Annotated in this window: 20 protein-coding genes; 9 read left to right on the top strand and 11 right to left on the bottom strand. The window is 44.4% G+C overall.

Translation table 11 applies throughout. The features are described 5' to 3' along the window. Positions 1–22: 22 nt before the first annotated feature. On the top strand, positions 23–1,789 hold the full coding sequence (locus R7P35_RS15240; RefSeq protein WP_258458277.1) for a sigma-54-dependent Fis family transcriptional regulator: 1,767 nt from the start codon (positions 23–25) through the stop codon (positions 1,787–1,789). Positions 1,790–1,850: 61 nt separating this feature from the next. Here the strand turns inward: R7P35_RS15240 and R7P35_RS15235 are convergent, their stop codons facing one another. Next, entirely contained in the window at positions 1,851–1,988 is a 138-nt protein-coding gene (locus tag R7P35_RS15235) for a hypothetical protein (RefSeq protein ID WP_005377165.1), read from the bottom strand. A gap of 578 nt (positions 1,989–2,566) precedes the next feature. Here R7P35_RS15235 and R7P35_RS15230 point away from each other — a divergent pair. Beyond that, the gene (locus tag R7P35_RS15230; RefSeq protein WP_005377162.1) at positions 2,567–2,770 is read left to right on the top strand and encodes a hypothetical protein; all 204 of its coding nucleotides are present in this window, start codon (positions 2,567–2,569) and stop codon (positions 2,768–2,770) included. Positions 2,771–2,855: 85 nt separating this feature from the next. Here the strand turns inward: R7P35_RS15230 and gnd are convergent, their stop codons facing one another. Genes gnd through zwf form a run of 3 tightly spaced genes read right to left on the bottom strand, consistent with a single transcriptional unit; the run spans position 2,856 to position 6,558 of the window. Further along, positions 2,856–4,304, bottom strand: coding sequence for a decarboxylating NADP(+)-dependent phosphogluconate dehydrogenase (gene gnd, locus R7P35_RS15225; RefSeq protein WP_005377160.1), 1,449 nt, complete (start codon positions 4,302–4,304; stop codon positions 2,856–2,858). A 38-nt stretch (positions 4,305–4,342) separates the two neighbouring features. Then, complete coding sequence (pgl, locus tag R7P35_RS15220) at positions 4,343–5,059, bottom strand: 6-phosphogluconolactonase (RefSeq protein WP_005387158.1); 717 nt, start codon at positions 5,057–5,059, stop codon at positions 4,343–4,345. Next, positions 5,056–6,558, bottom strand: a complete 1,503-nt coding sequence (gene zwf, locus R7P35_RS15215; RefSeq protein WP_213874529.1) for a glucose-6-phosphate dehydrogenase — start codon at positions 6,556–6,558, stop codon at positions 5,056–5,058. The genes pgl and zwf overlap by 4 nt, the downstream gene beginning before the upstream one ends. A 537-nt stretch (positions 6,559–7,095) precedes the next feature. On the opposite strand from zwf, the gene R7P35_RS15210 reads away from it, so the two are divergent. Beyond that, the gene (locus tag R7P35_RS15210; RefSeq protein ID WP_054576967.1) at positions 7,096–8,061 is read left to right on the top strand and encodes a helix-turn-helix domain-containing protein; all 966 of its coding nucleotides are present in this window, start codon (positions 7,096–7,098) and stop codon (positions 8,059–8,061) included. A gap of 99 nt (positions 8,062–8,160) precedes the next feature. Next, positions 8,161–10,296, top strand: coding sequence for a TonB-dependent siderophore receptor (locus R7P35_RS15205; RefSeq protein ID WP_206954694.1), 2,136 nt, complete (start codon positions 8,161–8,163; stop codon positions 10,294–10,296). Between the two features lie 91 nt (positions 10,297–10,387). Here the strand turns inward: R7P35_RS15205 and R7P35_RS15200 are convergent, their stop codons facing one another. Both R7P35_RS15200 and R7P35_RS15195 read right to left on the bottom strand, forming a co-directional pair. Continuing rightward, the gene (locus tag R7P35_RS15200; RefSeq protein ID WP_005387163.1) at positions 10,388–11,074 is read right to left on the bottom strand and encodes a response regulator; all 687 of its coding nucleotides are present in this window, start codon (positions 11,072–11,074) and stop codon (positions 10,388–10,390) included. Continuing rightward, a complete protein-coding gene (locus R7P35_RS15195; RefSeq protein ID WP_213904973.1) occupies positions 11,071–12,690 on the bottom strand; it encodes a sensor histidine kinase in 1,620 nt (539 codons plus the stop codon). Before R7P35_RS15195 ends, R7P35_RS15200 begins: the two co-directional genes overlap by 4 nt. A gap of 476 nt (positions 12,691–13,166) precedes the next feature. On the opposite strand from R7P35_RS15195, the gene R7P35_RS15190 reads away from it, so the two are divergent. The 5 genes from R7P35_RS15190 to R7P35_RS15170 all read left to right on the top strand — a co-directional run bounded on the left by R7P35_RS15190 (position 13,167) and on the right by R7P35_RS15170 (position 18,261). Then, on the top strand, positions 13,167–13,394 hold the full coding sequence (locus R7P35_RS15190) for a hypothetical protein (protein ID WP_005377125.1): 228 nt from the start codon (positions 13,167–13,169) through the stop codon (positions 13,392–13,394). Positions 13,395–13,524: 130 nt separating this feature from the next. Then, entirely contained in the window at positions 13,525–14,940 is a 1,416-nt protein-coding gene (locus R7P35_RS15185) for a TolC family protein (RefSeq protein ID WP_213904972.1), read from the top strand. Positions 14,941–14,943: 3 nt separating this feature from the next. After that, complete coding sequence (locus tag R7P35_RS15180; protein WP_005377122.1) at positions 14,944–15,924, top strand: HlyD family secretion protein; 981 nt, start codon at positions 14,944–14,946, stop codon at positions 15,922–15,924. Positions 15,925–15,946: 22 nt separating this feature from the next. After that, complete coding sequence (locus tag R7P35_RS15175; RefSeq protein ID WP_054579566.1) at positions 15,947–17,113, top strand: ABC transporter permease; 1,167 nt, start codon at positions 15,947–15,949, stop codon at positions 17,111–17,113. After that, positions 17,110–18,261: an ABC transporter permease gene (locus tag R7P35_RS15170; RefSeq protein ID WP_033906182.1), complete on the top strand. Its 1,152-nt coding sequence runs from the start codon at positions 17,110–17,112 to the stop codon at positions 18,259–18,261. Before R7P35_RS15175 ends, R7P35_RS15170 begins: the two co-directional genes overlap by 4 nt. Positions 18,262–18,547: 286 nt before the next feature. Here the strand turns inward: R7P35_RS15170 and R7P35_RS15165 are convergent, their stop codons facing one another. The 5 genes from R7P35_RS15165 to R7P35_RS15145 all read right to left on the bottom strand — a co-directional run bounded on the left by R7P35_RS15165 (position 18,548) and on the right by R7P35_RS15145 (position 24,003). Beyond that, positions 18,548–19,456 carry a LysR family transcriptional regulator gene (locus tag R7P35_RS15165; RefSeq protein WP_017634569.1) on the bottom strand — a complete coding sequence of 303 codons (909 nt, stop codon included), beginning with the start codon at positions 19,454–19,456 and terminating at the stop codon, positions 18,548–18,550. A 142-nt stretch (positions 19,457–19,598) separates the two neighbouring features. Continuing rightward, complete coding sequence (locus R7P35_RS15160; protein WP_025768103.1) at positions 19,599–20,027, bottom strand: hypothetical protein; 429 nt, start codon at positions 20,025–20,027, stop codon at positions 19,599–19,601. A gap of 17 nt (positions 20,028–20,044) precedes the next feature. Beyond that, positions 20,045–21,214, bottom strand: coding sequence for a patatin-like phospholipase family protein (locus R7P35_RS15155; RefSeq protein ID WP_158156557.1), 1,170 nt, complete (start codon positions 21,212–21,214; stop codon positions 20,045–20,047). A 210-nt stretch (positions 21,215–21,424) separates the two neighbouring features. Beyond that, positions 21,425–22,282 carry a pyridoxal kinase PdxY gene (gene pdxY, locus R7P35_RS15150; protein WP_167415246.1) on the bottom strand — a complete coding sequence of 286 codons (858 nt, stop codon included), beginning with the start codon at positions 22,280–22,282 and terminating at the stop codon, positions 21,425–21,427. A 125-nt stretch (positions 22,283–22,407) separates the two neighbouring features. Continuing rightward, positions 22,408–24,003 carry a bifunctional aspartate transaminase/aspartate 4-decarboxylase gene (locus tag R7P35_RS15145; protein WP_213877633.1) on the bottom strand — a complete coding sequence of 532 codons (1,596 nt, stop codon included), beginning with the start codon at positions 24,001–24,003 and terminating at the stop codon, positions 22,408–22,410. Positions 24,004–24,051: the final 48 nt, after the last annotated feature.

Here is a 24,051-nt window from a genome sequence, read left to right as displayed (position 1 = left end):
ACTGTGACAAAATGGTACAGTCATGGAACTTCAACACATTAGCGATAACAATTGGCTTTCAACTTCATGGGTCAGAAGTGAACAAGCGGGTTTAAAACAGCGTCGACGCCCTGAAGATATTCGAGTAACGCCAGCAACGCTCCAAGATAGGCGTCACCAACTCAACTTTTTGCTAGAGGCAGTCACTCAATTTGCGCTCCCTTTGTTTAATCAGCTATTTGCTCATAGCGACAGTCGCTTAATTTTGACGGACTCAGATGGTGTCATCATCGGCAGTTGGGGACAGCCTAGATTTCGTGAAAAGTTGACGGAAATCTCGCTAAGCTCTGGAGCATGCTGGCAAGAAAAGGTCAAAGGCACCAACGCTATTGGTACAGCCTTGGTTGAAGCAAAGCCCGTTTCTGTTATTGGTGATCAGCACTTTATCCAACACCATCGTTTTATTAGCTGTTCGGCTAATCCTATTTTCGATCATCTTGGTAACCTCATTGGCGTATTAGATATTACGAGCGAGCAAAAGAGACATGACTTCTCAACGCAAGTACTAGTACAAAACATGGTCCAGCAAGTGGAGAATCAACTACTTAACTTGATTCCACAAGGGCATATTCGTGTGGATTTAGCGTGCGAAAAAGGTTTACTGAATAGTGGTTGGCAAGGAATTATCATTGCAAATGAAGACGGACAAGTTTTGGCTCACAATCAAGTAGCCTCTCAACTTTTTGCGCAAAAAAGTATCATTGGGCAATCCTTAGACGACATTCTATCCACTCGGGGAAATGAGCACCCTTTCGTTTTCAAAACAAAACCGCTTACCGATAAAGATAGCAAGGTCAAGTCTCGTGCTGTAGCGGCGTCCAATGATCTTCATTATGGCGACTCCGCTGTTGAGCACTGTTGGCAGCAAGCCAATCGCGTCATCGATAAAGACATCAGTTTGTTGATTCTCGGAGAGACTGGTGTTGGCAAAAACGAGTTTGTGAAAGCACTCCATAAAAACAGCCAGAGAAAAACGGGACCGTTAGTTTCCGTCAACTGCGGAGCGCTACCAAAAGATCTGGTTGAATCTGAATTATTTGGCTACGTAGCCGGTGCCTTTACTGGCGCAAACAGCAAAGGCTATCAGGGAAAAATTCGCCAAGCACACAAAGGGATTTTGTTTCTAGATGAAATCGCAGATTTACCCTTGGAAGCTCAAAGCCGATTGCTCCATGTATTGCAAGATAAAACCGTGCTTCCCGTGGGTTCCAACCAAAGCATTCAAGTCGATACGCAAATCATTGCAGCCACGCATAAAGATCTGGAACATTTGGTCAGCGAAGAATTGTTCCGCCAAGATTTGTATTATCGCCTTAATGGCTTGATCATTGAGCTACCTCGCTTTGAGGAGCGTGAAGATAAACGACAACTGATTGAGAACATTCATCGGCGTCACGCCGAATCTGAACAACAGCTTTGCCCTCACCTACTTTCTCTGATGCTGTCTTACTCATGGCCAGGAAATTTGCGTGAACTCGATAGTTTAATCAAAGTATCCGCCTTAATGGCGCAAGGTGAAGAAATATTGGAACTCACACACGTCCCAGCCCACCTAAGTAAGAAACTCAGCCAAGCTCAAGAAGGGGCAGCATCCGCTGAACCAACTTCAGAACTGCGTGCAACCGTCGAAGATAAGTTGCTCAAAACATATCAAGCCAACCAGGGGAACATTAGCAAAACGTCTCGTATGCTTGGTGTGAGCCGAAATACCATTTACAGAAAGTTGAAAAGCCTTGGCATATTAAGTTAATTCTACGACCTCAGATACAAAAAGAGCACCGTTGCGGTGCTCTTTCTCTTTGAAACCTAGCTTACAGGCCGCCTTGTTGTTGTGCCTGTTTTACTAATGCCTGACGTTGAGTTTCCTTCTCAGAGATCACTTGATTGTCCTTGTGCATTTCCTGTTCCAATTCTGCTGGAATGAAAACAAAGTACTTGTTAAGAGTCATCTTAGAACCTCAATTTGCTGTGTTAATTACCTTCTTGGTCGACGTAAACAAAACCAGAAAAACATGTTTTACTGGATCCTTGTTGCTAGTTTCAAAAAATAAAGGATGTTCATATAATAAACATCCTCCATGTGGGCGCTAATTATAGGCGTAGTTTAAAGGCTTACCTAGCACTCTTTTTCACCTTTTGTGCAATCTGAGTTTCGATCGAAAAACGGGTTTAATTGCCCGTCGTTACTAAGGTATTGTTAAACAGAGAAAAAAGCTTTTACTGTAACTGACGACAGGGATGAGCTTACGAGTGTAGGTTCACTTGCAATTGTGTATCGTAGAGTTCGAATACGATAATAATAGCGCTACATGCCCTTAATCTGTGTAGTTAAAAACTTTGAAGTGATAGACAACCGAAGTCATATCTGTGCAACTCAGTTTAACGATTTGTCTACCAGTTCAATATTTCACCTTTTTTGAGAAATCTTTAGCCACTTTTTTGTGTGAAACGTCCCAAAAGAGCAGACAATTAAAAGTGTGGTATATGACCACAATTGTCTATCCCCACTTAGCTTCGGGAGGCGTTTATGAAAAGTAACAAACTTGGCCATGTGATGTCTTTCAGCAGAATGTTTTCCTTCATTGCATTCTTGACGGCCACATTCGCATGGATTCTCAGCATGTACGCCCTATTCACTGTTTCTTTAGTGGCTCTTGTGGTCAGTGCAATTCTCTACCTAAAAGACAGGTTTTATCAAAACAAGAAAACGACCACTGAAAAGAGCGCCTAGGCGCTCTTGAAGTTCCGTAAAAGCAAACACAAAAAAGGATGCCACTTGGGCACCCTTTTACTTTGATCAGCTTACTGACCGCGGATTAAACGTCGTAAGTTGTGGACGCTGTGTCGCCGCCTGTACCAGTCCAGTTAGTGTGGAAGAATTCACCACGTGGACGGTCAATACGCTCATAAGTGTGAGCACCGAAGTAGTCACGTTGAGCTTGAAGCAGGTTCGCTGGTAGACGAGCTGTCGTGTAACCGTCTAGGAAAGATAGCGCAGAAATCGTACATGGCATTGGGATACCAGACTCTAGAGATTTCGCTGCTACTTTACGCCATGCTGCTAGGCTGCCTTGTAGGATGTTTTTGAAGTACTCATCAGAACCAAGGAATGCGATGTCTGGGTTCGCTTCGTACGCATCACGGATGTTGCCTAGGAACGCAGAGCGGATGATACAACCACCACGCCACATTAGTGCTACGTTACCGTAGTTTAGGTCCCAACCGTTTTCGTTCGATGCTTCGCGCATTAGCATGAAGCCTTGAGCGTAAGAGATGATCTTAGAAGCTAGTAGCGCTTGACGTAGTGCATCAACCCACTCTTGCTTGTCGCCTTCAACTGGAGTGATTGTCTTACCGAATAGAGATTCAGCTTCAACACGTTGGTCTTTCAGTGCAGATAGACAACGAGAGAATACAGACTCAGAGATAAGCGTTAGTGGAATACCTAGGTCTAGTGCGTTGATACCAGTCCATTTACCAGTACCTTTTTGGCCTGCTGTGTCTAGGATCTTTTCAACGAGAGGCTCACCGTCTTCATCTTTGTAGCCAAGAATGTCAGCCGTGATTTCAACAAGGTAGCTGTCTAGCTCAGTCTTGTTCCAATCAGCGAATACTGCTTGCATCTCGTCTGCAGACATACCAAGACCGTCTTTCATGAACTGGTAAGCTTCTGTGATAAGCTGCATGTCACCGTATTCGATACCGTTGTGTACCATCTTAACGAAGTGACCAGCACCGTCGTTACCAACCCAGTCACAACATGGCTCACCAGCGTCAGTTTTCGCAGCGATACCTTGGAAGATAGGCTTAACCGCTTCCCATGCTTCAGCAGCACCGCCAGGCATGATAGATGGACCGAAGCGCGCACCTTCTTCACCACCAGATACACCAGTACCGATGAAGTGGATACCTTTTTCACGTAGTGCAGCAACACGACGGTTTGTATCTGGGTAGTTAGTGTTACCACCGTCAATAATGATGTCGCCTTTGTCTAGCAGAGGTACTAGCGCTTCGATGAACTTGTCTACAACGTCACCAGCGCGAACCATCAACATTACTTTACGCGGCGTTTCTAGCTTCTCTACTAGTTCTTCTAGAGAGTATGCACCGATGATGTTCGTGCCTTTTGCTGGACCTTCCAGGAACTCGTCTACTTTAGCAGCAGTACGGTTGTGAGCAACCACTTTAAAGCCGTGATCATTCATGTTTAGGATAAGGTTTTGACCCATTACTGCTAGGCCAATTACACCGATATCACCTTTCATTGTTTCTCTCCAATTTTATTTCATCGACGAGCAGCGTCTTAAGCAATTTTTGCTGCCGCGTCTAAATCTAAATACCATTCCGTTAGGCCCGATTTCGCTTGAATCTTAGCCGCTGGGTATGGCAGTGCGTGTGCTGGTGAACTGTTAATTTCTTCAACAATGTCCGCTTTTCCTGCACCAAGCACTAAGTAACTAATGCGTTTCGCTGCTTCTAATACGCGTGCGGTTTTCGACACACGAAGTTGGCCCGATTCAGGATGCGACGCCACAAGAGATAGGTTCGCATCATCATAATTCGTTTGGCCAGGGAACAGAGAAGCTGTATGACCATCTGCACCAACGCCTAATAAGATCCAGTCAAACACAGGTGTGCCGTTTTCATTCGGGATTACCTCTGCCATCTCTTTTGCAAAGCGCTCGGCTTCTGCTTTAGGCTCATCTTCGCCACGGATGCGGTGAATGTTTTCTGCAGGAATATTTACTTGGCTAAACAACAACGTGTTCGCTTCACCGTAGTTGCTTTCTGCGTCGTCAGGGGCAACACAACGTTCGTCACCCCACCAAAAGTGGAGGTTTTCCCATTGAATGGAGGTTGCGTAAGCCTCTGAAGCCAGTAGTTTAAACAGCATTTTAGGAGTGCTGCCGCCAGAAAGAGAGATGTGAACAGGTCTGCCCATTTCGCTAAACGCTTTCATATCGTTAGCTAGGCTTTCAACTACCTGTTCTGCTGTTTGGTAGATCTTATGGTTGATCATAGTTCACAGTAATCCGTATCTGTTAAGTTTTTACATGGGAAACGCCAAGCACGGCCATCACGCTGTAACAAGTCATCTGACTCTTTAGGTCCCCAAGTGCCGCATGCGTACCCGAAGAGGGATTGTGGATCTTGCTTAAAATCTAAGATTGGCTGTACGTATTGCCAGCACGCTTCCACCGCGTCACTACGTGCAAATAGCGTAGCATCACCATTCAAAGCATCAAGTAGAAGACGCTCGTATGCCGTTAGCATTTGCGTTTCTTGCAGGTCAGCGTAATGGAAGTTCATTTTCACTTCCTTCGCTTCAAAGCCTGCGCCTGGCTCTTTCAAGCCAAAGCTCATTTGAATGCCTTCGTCTGGTTGAATACGAATGATCAGCTTGTTTTCTGGTGCGTTTTGACCAAACACAGGATGCGGTGTTTGTTTAAAGTGGATAACCACCTCAGTAACGCGTGTTGGAAGACGCTTACCAGTACGCACGTAAAATGGCACGCCATTCCAACGCCAGTTGTTGATGTACGCTTTCAAACCGATGTAAGTCTCTGTACGAGAATCGTCTGCAACTCCCGGCTCTTCACGGTAGCCGCGTAGGCTTTGCCCACGAACTTCAGACGCCGTGTATTGGCCTAATACTAGGTCATTGCGCAGAGCGTTTTCGTCTAATGGCTTTAAGCATTGAAGCACTTTTACCACTTCATCACGCATCGAGTCTGCATTGATTTGCGCTGGTGGTTCCATACCTACCATTGCTAATACTTGTAGCAAGTGGTTTTGGAACATGTCGCGCACAGCGCCAGAGTTGTCGTAGTAACCACCACGCTCCTCTACGCCAAGGAATTCTGCGCCTGTGATTTCAACGTAATCAATGAAGTTACGGTTCCAAAGCGGCTCAAACATCGCATTAGAGAAACGAAGCACAAGTAGGTTTTGTACCGTTTCTTTACCTAAGTAATGGTCAATTCGGTAGATTTGATGCTCTTGGAAGTGCTCGTGAATTTCTTTGTCCAGAATACGCGCCGATTCAAGATCATAGCCGAATGGTTTCTCAATGATCAGGCGTTTCCAGCCATCCTCTTCACTGTTAAGACCATGTGCTGCAAGACTTGCAGGGATCACACTGTATAAACTTGGTGGGGTTGCTAAGTAAAAAAGCGTATTGCGTTGCTCGAAATGATATTCGTCCGCAAGTTGGTCTAAGCGAGAAGATAGCTTACCGTAATCTTGTGTGTCAGAAGTATTAATTGCTTGGTAGTGCAGATGGTTAATAAATGCATCAAGCGTTTCTGGCTCAGTCTTTTCCATTTCCTGAAGCGATTTTTTCAGCTTCGCGCGGTAAGACTCATCACTGTATTCAGTGCGACTTACACCCAGAATGGCAAAATTCTCTGGAAGCTGCTTGTTCGCGTAGAGGTGGTATAAAGCAGGAATGAGCTTACGGTACGTAAGGTCACCTGAAGCACCAAAAATAACGATGCTGCTGTTTTCTGGTATTACCATCATCTTTCCCTTAAAAACGAGGTACTTATTGTGTGCCCGGATACGGCTAGAGAATGAGCCAACCCTATCAATGGCACCTCAAAATAGAAAATTGGTCTTACCTATTACGTTGATAGGTAAAGTCTATGGGCCCAAAGAACCTCAAGAAGTTGCATTTCCGATTCTTGGAAACACGACGTATTGAGGTCATTTAAGTCACTTATGTCTCAAAAGTACACACTGTACTCGCTGGAGGAGAGTCCGACACGGGGCAATATTGTCTACGACTATTTGATTTACATCAACACTTGCCAGTGCAAACGTTTAAATAAGTTGCACAAAACGTCATAAGCGATTGTATTTTATTGATAAAAAAAGTTTCATCTGAACGCTCCAGAATTTAAGCAAAAACTCTAATATGGGCAATAATTACTCATACTTGCAATCCATTACAGTTTTATCGTGATCTGTGTTACTTACTTTTTATTTCATCATCCTATTGATAATGATACTCAATTAAAGATAATGAAATCACTATTAATGTGAAAGTAGAACGCCATGAAATCAAGCGCCATTAACCCACACCCCATAAACCGAATACAATCGGTGCTTGACTACATTCACACCAACTTAGACAGCACTCTGAGCGTAGATGAAATATCGAAAGCAAGTTGTTGGTCTCGCTGGCAACTGCAACGCGTATTTCAACAACACACTGGCATATCCGTCGCTCACTATATCAGAGAGCTTAAACTTAGCCTTGCGGCTGAGCGCTTAATCCATACTTCTGACCGCTCGTTAGATATAGCGATAGAAATGGGATTTACATCTGAACACGCATTTAGCCGAGCGTTCAGGAATATGTTTTCAAAAAGCCCCCGCGAATATCGAAAAACGCAACAACTCTCCGGGTTGAGGCAACCTTTGACGCTGCGTAAGACACCAGAAGAAGAGAAAAAACATCAGCGCTTTATTGAAGTTCGAATAGAAACAAAACCGGCTTTTGAACTTGCTGGTTATCATGAACCTATTCACGGATTGTTTTCCGCTACGCCCAATTTCCAATCCAAAGTACCGTCACTTTGGTCACGTCTTTATTCATCTGAAAACCTTAACAATTCGGAAAGTAGTTACTTTGGCGTGATTGATGTGACTCAAGCGTATTCAAACAACCAACAACTTGAGTATTGGGCAGGTTATGAGTGCAGTCCAACAGCAAACGCACCAAGATCAACGAACTCTTCCAACTCGGGGTTAGACCTCTTGGCTGTTCCAGAGCAAACCTACGCCGTCATTACACACATAGGCAAAGCATCAGAGCTCGCCTCAACGCTGGAATGGTTTATTTTACATTGGCTACCCTACTCTAATTATCATGCTATCGATGGTTATGAGTTAGAGCTTTATCCAGAAGGTTATGATGTTGATAGCGAACAAGCACAAATGCAGTATTGGATTCCTGTCGAGCCAAACGACGCGCTATCTTTAAAACCTAAGAACAGAAGAATAAGTTCCAAAGATTAGTGTTTTGCACCAAATTGTTAACTTTTCCTATTTCTTTGAATATAGAATACAAATAACAATCATTATCAATAAATAGAAAAAGTAGTGGAATTTATAAATATGGAAAGTCCGATTCGATTTCATCGTTCAGCGGTTGCTATCGTCGTATCCGCATTGCTCGCTGGCCACGCCAATGCGACTGAGAGCATATCCCAACACGAAACGATTACGGTGCTAGGAGAAACATACCGAAACACCGCAACTAAAACCGTTTTAGAACCGGAGGAAACACCGCAAGCGATCACGGTAATCACTAAAGATGACATGGACCTACGCGGCGTAAACTCGGTGAGCGAAGCATTGCGTTATGCGCCTGGCGTAAATACAGAATTGCGTGGTGGTGCCGTTTCCCGACTTGACCTATTCAATATTCGTGGTTTTATTAACTACACCAACTTTTATGATGGTCTTCCTTTGCTGTACAACGGTTGGAACCTTCAACCGCAGGTCGATTCCGTTGCTCTTGAGCAAATCGAGGTTTTTAAAGGGCCAACGTCTGTTCTTTACGGCAATATTCCACCAGGAGGTATGGTCAACATTATCGCCAAGGCGCCTCAGTCAACACCCTCGCACTCTGTCTCGATTAGTACAGGGACTAACAGCCTAAAAGAACTGACGTTCGACACCACAGGACAAATTGGTGATTCTAATGTTGATTACCGTATCGTCGGCCTGGCAAAACAGCGAGATGGTCAAGCCGATACGTCTGAAGACGAACGTTATGTACTCGCCCCATCTTTCAATTGGCAAGCGACAGAAAGCACATTAGTGAACGTGAATGTTTACTATCAAAATGATCCATCAGCAGGTATCTACACGACTGTGCCTGCATCTGGCTCAGTGATTAAAAACCCACTTGGCTCGATGTCACCAAGCACCTATTTGGGGGATGAGGACTGGAACACTTACGAACGCGAAGTTCTGATGATGGGTTACAAAGTCCAACACGACTTTAACAACAATTGGCAATTTCTACAGAATGCCCGCTACATGACCGCCGATGCCTATCAGGAAAACACATATAACGGTGCACTTGAAGCGGATAACCGTACCGTTGGTCGAAATGCCTATTTAACCGATGAAAAGTCCAAATCCTTTGTGATTGACAACCAACTATCTGGCTACGTTAAAACAGGAAATTTTGAACATAACTTATTGTTCGGGCTTGATTATCAGTATCTAGATTCAGATGTAAAATACAAAGACACGCTTGGGTATTCGCTAACTCAGGACATTTTTAATCCTGACCACAACAGCATTGATCGTAATGCACTGAATTTCCAATACAAACAAAACTTGGATATCAAAACGAAGCAGATTGGCGTTTATTTCCAAGATCAAGTTCGTTACGAGCAACTTGTAATGATTGCAGGTCTTCGTTGGGATAAATACGATTCAAATACAGACGCCGTTAGCGATTATCTAGGAACAGTATCCAAGAGCAAGGAAGAGTTAGACGATACCAACGTATCTTTCCGAGTCGGTGGTTTGTATGAGCTAGATTTTGGTCTCTCGCCATACCTTACTTACTCGGAAAGTTTTGAGCCAATTGCGGGTGCCGACTCTTCTGGTAAAGCATTTGAGCCATCAACCGGACATCAATGGGAGTTAGGCTTTAAATACGCACCATTATCTGGTGATATCTCAGGTAACTTAGCACTCTTCCATATCACGAAGAAAAACGCGATCTTGACCGATCCGAATAATCCTTATGCACCGAACTATCAAGCGGGCGAAGTGGTATCACAAGGTATTGAACTTGAGGCAAAATGGCAAGCTACAGCACAAGCTGATTTCACTCTAGGCTATACATATACCGATATGGAGATTACCGAGGACAGTTATTACAACCAAGAAGGTAAAACGCCGGTTTGGGTACCTGAGCAAACGGCCTCTCTATGGGCAAATTACTTCTTTGAAGGAAATCTTTCAGGCCTTCGTACCAGTGCTGGCGTTCGCTATGTCGGAGAAGCACAAATTGATGCACAGAATAGTCAAAAAGTACCGGACTACACCTTGTTTGATTTAGCAGCAAGTTACGATTTCTCAACGGTATCTGAATCAATGAAAGGGGCTAGCGTCACGCTTTCTGCAAGCAATCTATTCGATAAAGAATACTATTCTTGTTACGACAAAAATAACTGTTGGTTTGGCGCTGAGCGCTCTATCGAAGCGAAGTTAGAATACAACTTCTAACCTCTTAGAACGGAACAGCCGTAATTTGTAAAGCGATGGTTTCTACAATAAGCCATCGCTTTTTATTTTGCATAGAGCATCAATATAAACGCTACCGCGTCACTTTTTTATAGCACCTTTCTGGCCTACCAACAGAGCCATAGTTTAAATCAGCCTCTAGTTCACCAGTGCTGATCAGATACTCCAAATAGCGCCTTGCCGTTGTTCGGCTCACTCCGATTTTTTCACCTGCCTCATCAGCGGTCAGCGCACTGCCATTTAGGAACAACTCTCTGATCTTGTCTAGGGTTACACCATCAATCCCTTTTGGTAATCGGTTCGGCAAGTTGTCTTGATTGGCGTGAGACTGCAGCATTTTATCAACGAGGTTCTGATCCAAACTCTCTACGATGTCTAGTTGTTGGCGTTGGGACACATACTTTTTCAGTGCGGCATCTAAGCGTGGAAACATCACTGGTTTTAACAGGTAATCGACAACGCCACCCCTCATCGCCTGTTGTAACGTATCGACATCCCTTGCGGCTGTAATCAAAATGACATCACACGTTTGGTTACTTGCACGCAGTGTATTTAGTATCTCAAGCCCTGTGCCATCGGGAAGATAGACATCCATCAATAGTAAATCTGGCTTAAGAATGTCGAGTTGCATTTCCGCTTCCATTCTCGTGGTCGCAATTCCAACCACTTCCAAACCTGTCAGTTGGCTTAAGTATTTGTGGTGCAGCTCAGCAATAGCCAGATCATCTTCAATGATCATTACGCGAGTCGCCATACTCATAATTGTTCTTCCTTGGGTAAGTACACCGTTATTCTTGTCCCATAATTTGTATTGGGTATCATCTCAACATGGCCGTGATATCGAGTAGCAAGCTGATTGACAAGGTGTAACCCAACTCCTCGATTTTGACGAGATTTCGTCGAAACGCCTTTTGTAAATAATGTTTGTGGATCCACTGTTTTTGGGAGGCCACAGCCATGATCTATCACCTCAAGTATCACTTCATTTCCGTAATCGCTAACGGACACATCAATGTTTCTGCGTTCTGACGCAACATTTGATTCATCGCGAATTGAAGTTAACGTGGCATCGAAAGCGTTATCAATCAAATTACCCAAAATTGTGACAAGGTCTTCCGAATTTAGCCACTCAGGCAGGGGCTCAAGACGACTGCCTTCCTCAACCACCAGTTGTAAGCCTAACTCGCGAGCACGTTCAGTTTTTCCAAGCAACATACCTGCAATTAGCGGGTCTTTAACGGTATCTCTTAAAAACTCAATCATTGCTTGATAGTGTGCGGTTTCTTGTCCAATTAACTTTTGCACCGCATCAAGTTCACCCATTTGTACTAGCCCACTAATGGTGTTGAGCTTATTTCGATGCTCATGGGTCTGCGAACGTAACAAATCTGCATATTCCTTGGTTTGTGATAGCTGCTCGGTTAGATCATTGATTTCATCCCTTAAACGGAAACTCGATACCGCCCCCACGATTTTTCCATCAACATAAATTGGAGAGCGATTTGCAATCAGGCGCTTATGATTAAGGAATATTTCAATATCATGATCTTCCTGCCCGCTTTCTAACACTGTATATAGATCGCTATCACGCAGCGTGTCAGTCAAAGGTTTATTGAGCGCTGATTCTCTATCAATACCGAGAATCTGGCAGGCACTACGATTTATCGAGCGAAGTATCCCTTGGGCATCAATGCTTAACACGCCCTCTTTGATGGTGCTCATCGTCACTTCTAATTCGCCGTACAACCGCCCTATCTCTTCAGGTTCAAAGCCTAAAATGGCGCGCTGAAACTTTCTCGACGCATAATTAGATACAATGGCATTAGCGACGACAACTACGATGACCATTAAAATCAAAAAGGCCAAAAATGGTTCGATGCGGTCTTGCAGTCGGTCGAGCAAATAGCCAACTGAAACCACACCAATAATGTTCCCTTGCTCGTCAAAAATCGCAGCTTTACCACGAACTGAATAACCTAACGAGCCCTGTGCCGTCGAAACATAAGACAATCCCCGTTCTAGCGCTCGACGATTGTCGCCACCTCTCATTGGCTTGCCCAACCGCTCATCAACAGGGTGGATTAAGCGTACTCCCTTATGGTCGCCAATAACGATGAATGCAGCACCTATGGCTTCGGTTAATTCTCTAAAGCGAAGTTGGTATGGCTGGGGGTTTTGGGTTTCGATCATTTCACGAACAACCACTGAGTCCGCTAAAAAACGGGCAACACCCAGTGCTTTTTCTCCCATTTCTTGCTCTTGATTGATTTTGAGATAAGTGAACCCCGCGGCGACGAGCAATAACAGCTCTATCAACCCCGATAGCGTCATGATAATGAGCATCCGCTTACGAAAGCTGATGGTTTTCCAACTCATTGATACATCCTTGTGATTCACTCTTGAGCGTAACGTTAACACTCAGTTAACAGCATGACGTTGTCGCGGTGATAAATCTGTGAGGAAGGCAAACAAACCGCAGAGTTTACGGTTAATTAATCGACGAGCTGAAACATAAAATTACAACCATTCACCAAATTTAGCATTCCTCTCTGATACTCAATTCCATACATAAATTGCCCTTAAAATCATGATCGCGATCACATCGATTTTAGCGGTTTTTGAGGCGTTTTTAGACTTTACAACGTATAATTTTTAATCAACGAAACCAATGAGAGTTTCGGTTTGAAAGCAGTGAAGCTGGAAGTCTATTAAAAGCTCAACATTGATGTCAGTGGTTTGGACAAAAATAAAACAAAACACAAATACTGACTATATGACAAACACTTAGACACCATCTGAAAACTGGAAAACTATAAACAGAGGTGCATTTATAGTTAGAAGGAACACCAAACATGGAACGCGATACCTTTGGAATATGCCTGAATAAGGCGATGCTGTCAGAGAATATGTATTCAACATTTACACACGTCAGGGCTTATGAAAAAAACGGAGGCGGTACTTCTGATCTCAAAGTCCTGTTATCGTTCCCTCAAATGAGTGGAAAAGATCTATTGAATACGATGCGAGGTTCTCGTCAGCTCGAGTGGAGAGCGGAGTTTCACTGTCCATATACGAAATAAATGTGTAACATCTCCCGCGCCCAGCACAAATATAACTGGGCGCATACTACTGCCCAATTTTCCCTCCTACTTAACACGCAGTTACGAATCCTTTATATTAGAGCTAATACTCTACGACAAAGCAACCATTATGAAAAAAACAGGAAAGGTTTGGATACTGGGCTTACTTAGCAGCTCGATTTCCCTTGCCTGTCATGCGGCACCGCTCACTTTTGATACCGCATGGCAGCTATTGCTAGAAAACAACTATTCTCTTAAAGCTCAACGCTCAAACGTCGAGAACTACCAATACCAAGAGAGTGCCACCAGCAATCTCAACTTACCTCAGGTTACTATTGGCGCGAATTACACGCGTTTAGATACCGATATCACGCTGTCGGGAAAACAGATCCTAGACAGCACAGGAGCACACATTAACGTACCTCCTGCTTTTCAGCCTATTTTTGGTGCCTTAGCTAATACCACTTCGACCATAACCGAGCGCGATATTTTCTCTTCGTCTATTCGTGCCATTTGGCCAATTTTTACTGGTGGTCGAATTTCTGCGGCTCAATCAGCAGCAGAAGGCAAAACGGATGAGGCGAAAAGTCAGCTTCTAATGGAACAACAAGCGCGTTTTGAAGATTTATCGAAGTACTACTTTTCTGTCGTACTGGCAAAGGAAGTACTCGCAACGCGGCAAGCGGTTGAAGCTGGGCTAAAAAAGCATCGAGATTTTGCCATTAAGCTTGAAGAGCAAGGACAAATCGCGCACGTTGAGCGCCTGCAAGCCGAGGCTTCTTTAGATAAAGCATCCGTAGAAACACGTAAAGCTGCCAGCGATTTGAGTATCGCTCAGGCTGCATTAGGTAAATTACTCGCGCAAGATGATGCCGTAGAGCCCGTTGAATCTTTGTTTATCAACGACAGTCTTCCCCCTCTTAGCGCTTTTGTCGATCAAACGTTGCTTACCTATCCGGGGTTAGAGCTTCTGAGCGCTAAACACAAACAAGCCTCTAGCTTAATCAAAGCAGAAAAAGGGAAATACTACCCTGAAGTTTATCTTTACGGCGACTACAGCTTGTATGAAGACGATTCTCTCGCAAGCCAAATGAAGCCAGACTGGTTAGTTGGTGTTGGTGTCAGCATTCCACTGATTGAATCATCAGGGCGAAGCGAAAAAGTCAAAGCCGCTCAAAGCGTCGTCTCGCAGGTCGACTCATTAAAGTCCCAAGCCAAACAAGACTTATCGCTGTTAGTCCAAAAGACATACTTGGAGGCTCAGCAAGCTATTGATGAAGTACAAGGGCTCGCATCTAGCATTGAACTCGCTAACGAAAACCTGCGCTTGCGTGAAAAAGCATTTACTCAGGGTCTGTCGTCTTCTCTGGATGTTGTGGATGCACAACTTTATGTCGCGAGTATAGAAACACAACGTTCAGCGGCGCGTTTCCGCTATTTAATATCTTTAACCAAGCTACTCGCATTGAGCAGTGAAATGAACAGCTTCGAACAATATCAAAATACCGCTTATATCCCTGCTTCAACATCCAAAGAGGTGAAATAAATCATGGCAGCTAAATCACTAAAACCCGTTTTACTCTCACTTTGTGCTTTGGGTGTTGCCTCTTGGGTTGGGTATCAATTTTACCAAGCCTATCAACCGGAACCGATCCGCTTACAGGGATTAATTGAAGCCCAGCAATACAGCATTTCCTCAAAAGTCCCAGGGCGTATTGATGAGGTAATGGTACGTAAAGGCGACGATGTAGAGAAAGGTCAGCTTATTTTTACCCTTCATAGTCCTGAAATTGAAGCGAAGTTAGAACAAGCAAAAGCAGGTGAAAAAGCGGCGGACGCCTTAGCTCAAGAAGCTGAGAAAGGCGCACGTGAGCAACAAATCCAAGCAGCAAAAGATCAGTGGATGAAAGCCAAAGCCGCTGCGAATTTAATGGAAAAAACCTACAATCGTGTGAATAACCTTTATAACGATGGCGTGGTTGCAGAACAAAAGCGCGATGAAGCTTTAACGCAGTGGCAAGCAGCGAAATACACAGAAAGTGCCGCGTTTCAAATGTACGAAATGGCAAAAGAAGGCGCTAGAAGTGAAACCAAAGTGGCTGCGGCGGAAAAAGCGCGCATGGCATCAGGTGCCGTAGCCGAAGTAGAAGCGTACGCGAAAGATACTCAGATCTACAGCTGGTTTGACGGCGAAGTCTCTCAAGTTCTGCTTCAAAGTGGTGAATTAGCACCTCAGGGCTTCCCAGTAGTTACTGTGATAGATACAGAGGATGCCTGGGCGACACTGAATGTGCGTGAAGATTACCTTCAACACTTTAAAAAAGGAGCAACCTTTGATGCCTATTTGCCTGCCTTAAATAAAAATGTTGAGTTCAAAGTAACGCATGTTGCCGTTATGGGTGACTTTGCAACGTGGAGAGCAACCGATGCTTCTCAAGGTTTTGATCTTCGTACCTTTGAAGTAGAAGCTCGTCCAGCTCAACCCGAACCTGAACTGCGTATGGGAATGAGTGTTGTCGTTGAACTTTAATCACAACCACTAGGTTAATGCTATGACGATTAAGATTTCACAGCGGCATATCTTACGACGAGACAAGTGGTTGCTTTCGTGCCTTACTTGGATACCGATTTTGCTCGCGATGATGATTTGGGGAGTGTTCTCTGCGGGCATTGCCCGGGATCTGCCAATCGGTGTGGTTGATCTACAACATTCCCAACTTTCTCGAAAGCTCATTCAATCTTTGGATGCGTCGTCGAGTCTGGCTGTTAACTATCATTACGCCAGTGCAAGCGAAGCAAAAAATGCGATGATTGAAGGCGATATCTACGCTTACGCGGTCATCCCATCTAAGTTCGACCAAGATATTCTCCAGCACCGCCAACCTCAACTTTCTGTCTTTTACAACAGTCAGTACATTTTGGTAGCGAAACTGATCAACTCTGCCGTTGCGCAAGCACAAGGCTATTTCGACGCTCAGGTTGAAGTAATGGGCAACTTGGCTAAGGGTAACACCACAACGTTAGCAGCGGCTGGACAGGCTGTACCCGTGTCGACACAAATAACCGCATTATTTAACCGTAACAATAACTACGCACAATTTTTGGTAACGGCTATCGTGCCAGCCATTTGGCAAATATGTATTGTAGTAAGCACTATTTTGATTCTTGCCGCGCACTTTCGCATTTATGGTGGAAAGAATAGCTTTGCATTTTTGGGCGAAAAGCCATACGCCAGGCTCACTACCCTATTAAGTCAGTACATTCCGGTCTTTATGGCGCAAGGTGCGTTGTTCTTGTACTGGTTTTATTCCGTGCTTGATTGGCCAATGGAAGGCAGTTTTGTGGTTATGCTATTAGCACAATTGGCGACGGTTATCGCCTGTATCATTATGGGAGCGTTGTTCTTCTTCTTGTCGATGGATCCTGCACGTGCGATGAGTTTTGCTGGCGCATTTACGGCTCCAAGCTTCGCGTTCATGGGAATTACATTCCCAGTTTCTGACATGAACACGCTCGCTTATGCATGGCGTTCATTATTGCCGATTACCCATTACATTGAAGTACAAGTGAGTCAAGCAAGCTATGGAGCATCGGCCGCACAATCTTTAAGCTCGCTATGGCCTATGATTGGTTACGTTGTGCCCCTGCTCATTACCGCAGCCTTGATGGGTAAACATCGAACAGCTTCATCAACACGCCAAGCGAAGGAGGCGGTATGACATTGTGGCAACTGATTAAAGCGGAACTTAAGGCCGTTCTAACCAATCCAGTCGTTACGTTGACCGTGTTTGGTGGTGTCGTATTTTACTCGTTTTTATACCCTTTGCCTTATGCACAACAAACGCCTCGTGAACAACCAATCGCGATTGTTAATCTAGATGGTAGTCAGACGAGTTTAAAGCTAGAACGTATGGTTGATGCCACTCCGCAAGTCAACGTAGTCACTCGACTTCATACGATTGCCGATGCAAAGCAAGCATTTTTACAACGAGAGATCACCGGTTTTTTAGTCATACCAGAACACTTTTACAAAGACCTAATGCTAGGTAAAAGCCCGACTCTGGCCTACGCTGCGGACGCCTCGTATTTTCTCGTGTACGGAACCGTGGTAGAAGGATTGGCCCAAGCTGGAGGCACATTAGGGGCCCAAGTGAAAGTCAGTAAAATGGTGATAGATGGTGTGCCCATGAGTATGGCTAGCCATAATTACTCTGCTATTAAGCTTAATATGAAACCAACGTTCAACCCAACCATGGGTTACATCGAATACGTAGTGCCGGCAGTATTTGTTCTGATTTTACAACAAACGTTGATCATGGCGGTTGGATTACAAACGGGAACACAGCGTCATGGTCGTGGCTATTGGTCACAAGTATCAACGGGATCGCTGCTGCTTGTGAGAACGTTAGTATTTGTGGCAATTTATTATTTACTCGGCGCCTATTATTTTGGTTTTAGCTTCGAACGTTTAAACGTAAACCATATCGCCAATGCGGGCGAATTGCTGGCTATGTTGTTCCCGTTCTTTTTAGGTTGTTGCGGACTAGGCTTCTGGCTAGGTTACTTATTACCTCGGCGTGAACTTGTCACCTTAGTCGTCTTAGTGAGCTCTATGCCGCTCATTTTCTTGGCTGGTTTTATTTGGCCAATTGAAGCCATACCTACTCCCTTATTATGGATTGCTGATTTAAGCCCAAGCACTTGGGCGATAAAAGCTTTCTTAGCGCTAAACCAAATGGGGGCAACCTGGCAACAAGTCGCTCCACATTGGACGGCGCTTTGGGCACTCACCGTGCTTTGGGGTAGCGTTGCGTACTGGATTGCTAAGCGAAGTAACAAGCCAGTTGTAACAGAGAGCTTGGGGTGACAGCTGACATTTTTTATTACTATAAAAAAAGCCGGGTAACTAAACCCGGCTGAAAATCTGCGTCCTTGCAGCGGACATATGGTAAAAACACTTTTTGCTCTGGGCTTACCCATTGAGCGAGGTTAGATTAAGCCAAAAACTATGGACTCCATACTCTCATATAGAGGGTCATATCCTTCCAATAGACATTAGTCTTCGCTAGAACGATAACGTTTTTCAGACACAAAAAAACAAGACTCACATTGAGTCTTGTTGTTGATAGGGATGAGCAGGATACATGTCGCCGCTAAGTCATATCACGGATTATTTTCTCTCGGTATTCTGTAACGACCTTCATGATTGAATTTTTTACATCACCGACTTGCTTAGAGGGTTGGCACCATAGGCCAAAACCAAACTTAAAACCTTCCAATAATTCAGAAGCTTCCACTGGCTCTATATGATTATTAGAAAACTCCGAATGGGCAAACGTTCTGGGGAGAATCGCCCATCCTAAACCTGCTTCAACCATTTTCACTACAAGGGCCAATTGGTCGACCTCTTCATGGTTCGAACTTACGATGACTTTTTCGCCCATTCCCTCTTCAATAAGAGACCGCAGTACAAATTGTTTACTATTCCTCAAGGCTGTCAATACTCGATCTGGTGCCATAGAAGCGAGTTCACCACCTTTCTGGACGAAAGGAACAAATTCAAAATGACCTAAAAACGTCGCATCCAGACTATGTATTGCTCGACTATCATGCACATTGACAATACCGAATTGATAATCACCATTCTGTAAACCCTCTTTAATTTCGTTGCGATTACGAACAAGAAAGTTAACTCGCATCATCGGAAAATCTGCTGCTAATTGAATACGAAGCAATACAAGAAAACGGTGTGGTATAGCGCTTGAATAGGCGATACTAACATTCTCTAACCCACCGTAAGCTAGACTTAATGCGACTTTATCGAAAGTACGTGCTTGTTCGATGGTTTGCTTAGCATAGTGGTAAAGAAGATGACCATCTTCTGTCGGTTCTACCGAGCGCCCCACTCGCTCAAACAGGTTGACCGCCAGTTGATCTTCAAGATTGGTAATCACCTGCCCTATTGTGGTTCGGTGCTTATTGAGTTTGACCGCCGCCTTACTAAACGAAAGCTGTTCATAAACGGTTACGAACGCGAGAAGTTGTTCAAAACTAAAATTCATAGGTTGTGCTTACTTTTTAGAGTTATCTAATTAAATTACCACAAGATCGTAGAATTGCTACTTGGTAACGGAAACAATCTGCGTTTGAATTCCTTCTCGACGACACAAAAAAACCTACTAGCTTCAGTAGGTTTTCTCTCACTTAGTTGTACTCAACGACACGAGCTAAATAGTTGAATTCTCCTGAGTCACCATGGTAATCGCGGTAGACATCGACACTGAAATATTTAGGTTGATCAGCGTAAATGTGGTCAACGACTTTTTGCTCAAGTGACTCCAACGTTTCACCGACCTGAGAGTACACGAACTGCTTGTTCACTTTTTCCAATTTACGTTTTTTCGCTTCTTTGTGTGACACATAGTTGTTGATCTCTTCCCACTTTCCCACGAACTCGACCGCCACGTAACTCGAGTTCTCGTCAATCATGATAAAGGCTGCACCTTCTTCTTTGATTGCAGACAGTTGCTGCATATCACTATCCACTTTTTGCTGGTCAAGATGGGCTCCACTTTGGGCGAATGCAGTCGCGGAAGCGGTAAGTATCATGAGTGTAAGAACGGCTTTTTTCATTGTATCGTTTTCCTGTATTAAGGGAGTTCAGTTACCCAAAGTTGCCCTTGGGTGGCTTTTTTGAATCCATATTCGTAAATCGTCAGCAAGTAGCGGTGATCGAACATATCTTTCGTTACTTTGGCGTATCTGAAATCTTGATCAATGTAGGTAAACTGCATCTCGATATCGTTGATTTCACTGATGTATTTCATTCGATAGAGATCACCACGAGTTTGCGCTAGCGTAAGGCTTGAGACACTTTTCGATACCAAGTCCAAACCTTTGTCTTTTAGTGGACGATACGGCGCTTTTAACGCACCATTGCGAATCACATCCAACTGAGGCGCTTTTTCTAACCCCAAAGCATCTGAGATTTGTTGATAGTTGAAGTTAGACGGATTAAAGAACACCTGCGCTGCGAGACCACCATCTACGTGTAACTCCTCAAGAGTTTCTCCATCATGTTCAACATCGATAAATTGTGGAGGGAAAACACCAGGGATCGATGCGCTCGCAGCAAGCACCTTGTAAATCAGTTCAGATTTGTCCGCTAAATCACTGTTCGCAATCGCACCAATATTCCAAATCACCAGTTCGCCTGAATCAAAATGGGTACTGCCAATAAAGAGGCGTTTACCATTGCGGTGTTGCTGCGCCATCGCCTCGATCATGGGCTCAGGATAAGCGTCTGCGATGAAATCATAGAGATTCTCACCATCGGTAAACGCGTCCTTAAACAGAGTATTTAAGAAGTTCTTCTTACCCAAAATATTCTTATCATTGATGTTGAGCATGACTTCTTTCATCTTTGGCATCGCATCACCGCCAATGAAAACAAAAGGAGCGATTAGGGCACCCGCACTGACTCCAGTAATGATGGCATAATCTTTTAGCTCCCCCTTTTCCTGCAGCCCCATCAAAACGCCGGCACCGTATGCGCCGTTTACGCCACCACCCGATAAGGCCAAAATATTGAGCTGTTCACCCTCTACTTTGATCGGTGTGGTTTGATTGTGCGACGAGTAGAGAAAATCCGGAGCTTCATTGGCCCACATTCGAAGTGGCTCATTTGGTGTCGAACTCGCGATCTCGACATCTTTATAGTTGCTTTGAGAAACACGAACATCCAGCGTATGGGGTGAACTACAAGCTACTATCAGCAGCGAAAGTACAACCGTCACACCAGAGGAAATTAAACGATTCATAATCAGTCTCATTTAATGTTCTCTGGCGTATGACCAGAGACTCAGTTTGAAGTTAATTGGGTCAAAATGAAGTCCGTTTCGTTGTGTGGAGCTACTATAGCTAGGCACGGCTAAACCCTATAATCGCGATTGTAGGATGCTATCCATCAAAGCAATTATGCCAAGTTTCTATATGCTAACTTTACGCTTCTCCGTTAATTAGGTACTGCGCTAAGCAATTTTCACGACGTTGAACTCATGCGTCGGTTCGACAAATTCGTATTGGGCATTGATCGTCTGTAGCTCCCATGTGCCATAGCCTTTGGTGATCTCCAATACACCGTAAACGGCGTTATGTGTATGACGAAAGGCTGCGACAGGAGACATCTTCTTCACCAAACAAGAGGTAAAAATCGCAGAAATTAAATCACCGACACCGACTGGCTGCATAACAAATTCAACACTAGGGCGTTGGGCCAAATAGCTTGCTTTCGGCGTCGCTAAAATCATACTGAAGGCGTCATCTGTTAGAGCATGCAGATGTTTCACCAATACCATTTTCGGTCCTAACTCTAAGGCTTTTTTACATGCAGTGACCGCATCATAAAGAGAGTCAATTTTCACACCTGTTAACTCGCTCAGTTCAAACTGGTTAGGAACAATCACATCAGCGATGGGCAACAAGCTATGGCTTATCGCTTCTTTGACACCGTCTGCCACAATGCAACCTTTGTCTGGATCACCCATAACTGGGTCACACACATAAAGTGCACTATGGTTACGCGATTTGACTAAACTTACCGCTTCGGCCACCGCTCGACATTGCTCTGCGCTGCCTTGATAACCGGACAGTATCGCGCCACATTCGCCTAACTTCTCAATGTTATCTAAGCCTCTCATTAGAGAATGAATTTCATCTGCCCCAAACTTCTGTCCAGTCCAACCTTGCTGGTACTGAGTGTGATTTGAAAACTGAACCGTGTGAATTGGCCAGACTTCGAGGCCCATTCTCTGCATCGGAAAGACTGCAGAACTGTTTCCTGCGTGGCCATAAACAACATGAGATTGAATAGAAATAATGCTTTTCATAAGTCACTCTTAATTGAGAAGTTTGTTAGCTTGGCGACTAAATAAACACAATATCGCGCACTGTGCTTATTTGGTCGGAATAGCCTCGACAACGCCGAGGCTTATTCTTAATCAGGCTGGATTCATTAGCCTTTGAATTCAGCAAAGTACTCATCCAACACTTTGCGTGTTGCACGACCGATAAGCTCGTATTCGTGGTGAGTAAGATTTGCTAGCGAAACTCGAACTGATGCATGCACTACATCGAAGCCTTGGCCTGGAAGTAGGATAACGCCGGTTTCATGTGCAAGGCGGAACAGGAAGTCTTTGCCTTTCTCGCTCGCTTTGAACCATTCAACGAAGGCAGGTCCGTACAATTTGCCGCCCAGAGTGTCGAGCTCAAGCAGTGTGTAGTAGTCCACACGATCTTTGTTTTCTTCAATTTCTACACCCATGTTTTTGTACAGAGTTTTGTAACGCTCGCGAATGATGCGTTTACATGCTTCTTTGTAGTTTTTCTCTGAGTCCATCAGACAATTCAATGAGAACAGCGCCATTTGAACTTGTTGAGGAAGCGACAAACCTGCTGTGTGGTTAAGCGCTACGCTGCGGCTGTCGGCAACGATACGGTCAATAAACTTGATCTCACGAGGTTCCGGAGTCAGCGTTTTGTAACGATCGTCCAACTCAAGTTGACGCACTTCAGGAAGGCTACGCATTGCATCGTCAAACACGTTGTTGTGTTGAATCGCAATCGAGCCTAGACGCCAGCCTGTTGCACCGAAGTACTTCGAGAACGAGTAAACACAAAGCGTGTTGTATGGCAGTTTCGCGAACAGTGAGACAAAGTCGTCCGCGAATGTGCCGTATACATCGTCAGTCACAATGAATAGGTCGCTGCGTTCGTTGTTCACGAAGTTTGATAGGCTATCCAGAGTTTCATCCGAGAACTTCACAGACGCTGGGTTTGCTGGGTTAACAACACAAAGCAGTTTGATGTCTGTATCTGCAAGCTTTTCGATTTCAAACATCGGCAGCTGCCATGTTGTCTCATCCAAACGTAGTTCAACGATTTCCAGTTCGTATTCACTCAGTTCTGGAATTTCTAGGTACGGCGTAAAGATTGGAGTGATTAGCGCAACCTTGTCACCTTTCTTTAATAGACCGTTGTTGAACATAGTTTGGAAGGTGTACGTCATAGACGCTGTGCCGCCTTCCGTTGCAAACAGATCGAAGTCTGTTGTCATTGGCATCGGGCCGTACATCTCTTCTGCGATGTACTGCTTCACAACCTTTTCGATGTTCGTCAACATACGTGGTGGCACTGGGTAGTTACATGCAAGGTATGCGTTAACCAGTTCATTCAAGAAAGCTTGCTTCTCTAGACCCAAACGGTCTTTTGCGTAGCTCAGCGACTTTTCTAAGAACTGCACGCCTTGGTCTTGTTTATTCTTGCTTGCAAACGTATCGAAGCGCTCAACAATGCCCACACCATCTGGAATGCCACCGAAACCACCATCTAGGTATGAGTAAGTGCGCTCGGCTTCCAATATTGCGAATTCACCCAAACGAATGAACGCTTTACGTGGTAGTGTCGCTAGAAAATTAGGGTTACCACGACCTGCATCTAATAAAGCGCGGTCAGGAACAGTTTGTGCCACTTCAATAAGTTTATCTTTTAATTCAAATGGGCTTAAATCTGCAAATTTCGAAAAATCAATTGTTGTGTTTTGCGTAGTCATAATATTTACCTGAATCTATTATTTAGTAAAATTTGGATAATACTTCCC

The sequence above is a fragment of the Vibrio sp. Vb0304 genome, from assembly GCF_033338995.1.
Classification (GTDB): Bacteria; Pseudomonadota; Gammaproteobacteria; order Enterobacterales; family Vibrionaceae; genus Vibrio; species Vibrio alginolyticus.
This window is presented reverse-complemented; position numbering and strand designations above follow the sequence as displayed.

Excerpts from the sequence above, each read along its gene's own strand:
- R7P35_RS15230 (WP_005377162.1), top strand. The coding sequence starts at position 2,567 with ATGAAAAGTAACAAACTTGGCCATGTGATGTCTTTCAGCAGAATGTTT.
- pdxY (WP_167415246.1), bottom strand. The coding sequence starts at position 22,282 with ATGAAAAGCATTATTTCTATTCAATCTCATGTTGTTTATGGCCACGCA.
- R7P35_RS15145 (WP_213877633.1), bottom strand. The coding sequence starts at position 24,003 with ATGACTACGCAAAACACAACAATTGATTTTTCGAAATTTGCAGATTTA.
- R7P35_RS15235 (WP_005377165.1), bottom strand. The coding sequence starts at position 1,988 with ATGACTCTTAACAAGTACTTTGTTTTCATTCCAGCAGAATTGGAACAG.
- R7P35_RS15175 (WP_054579566.1), top strand. The coding sequence starts at position 15,947 with ATGACGATTAAGATTTCACAGCGGCATATCTTACGACGAGACAAGTGG.
- R7P35_RS15185 (WP_213904972.1), top strand. The coding sequence starts at position 13,525 with ATGAAAAAAACAGGAAAGGTTTGGATACTGGGCTTACTTAGCAGCTCG.
- R7P35_RS15195 (WP_213904973.1), bottom strand. The coding sequence starts at position 12,690 with ATGAGTTGGAAAACCATCAGCTTTCGTAAGCGGATGCTCATTATCATG.
- R7P35_RS15240 (WP_258458277.1), top strand. The coding sequence starts at position 23 with ATGGAACTTCAACACATTAGCGATAACAATTGGCTTTCAACTTCATGG.
- R7P35_RS15210 (WP_054576967.1), top strand. The coding sequence starts at position 7,096 with ATGAAATCAAGCGCCATTAACCCACACCCCATAAACCGAATACAATCG.
- R7P35_RS15205 (WP_206954694.1), top strand. The coding sequence starts at position 8,161 with ATGGAAAGTCCGATTCGATTTCATCGTTCAGCGGTTGCTATCGTCGTA.
- R7P35_RS15180 (WP_005377122.1), top strand. The coding sequence starts at position 14,944 with ATGGCAGCTAAATCACTAAAACCCGTTTTACTCTCACTTTGTGCTTTG.
- gnd (WP_005377160.1), bottom strand. The coding sequence starts at position 4,304 with ATGAAAGGTGATATCGGTGTAATTGGCCTAGCAGTAATGGGTCAAAAC.
- R7P35_RS15155 (WP_158156557.1), bottom strand. The coding sequence starts at position 21,214 with ATGAATCGTTTAATTTCCTCTGGTGTGACGGTTGTACTTTCGCTGCTG.
- R7P35_RS15160 (WP_025768103.1), bottom strand. The coding sequence starts at position 20,027 with ATGAAAAAAGCCGTTCTTACACTCATGATACTTACCGCTTCCGCGACT.
- R7P35_RS15200 (WP_005387163.1), bottom strand. The coding sequence starts at position 11,074 with ATGAGTATGGCGACTCGCGTAATGATCATTGAAGATGATCTGGCTATT.
- R7P35_RS15170 (WP_033906182.1), top strand. The coding sequence starts at position 17,110 with ATGACATTGTGGCAACTGATTAAAGCGGAACTTAAGGCCGTTCTAACC.
- zwf (WP_213874529.1), bottom strand. The coding sequence starts at position 6,558 with ATGGTAATACCAGAAAACAGCAGCATCGTTATTTTTGGTGCTTCAGGT.
- R7P35_RS15165 (WP_017634569.1), bottom strand. The coding sequence starts at position 19,456 with ATGAATTTTAGTTTTGAACAACTTCTCGCGTTCGTAACCGTTTATGAA.
- R7P35_RS15190 (WP_005377125.1), top strand. The coding sequence starts at position 13,167 with ATGGAACGCGATACCTTTGGAATATGCCTGAATAAGGCGATGCTGTCA.
- pgl (WP_005387158.1), bottom strand. The coding sequence starts at position 5,059 with ATGATCAACCATAAGATCTACCAAACAGCAGAACAGGTAGTTGAAAGC.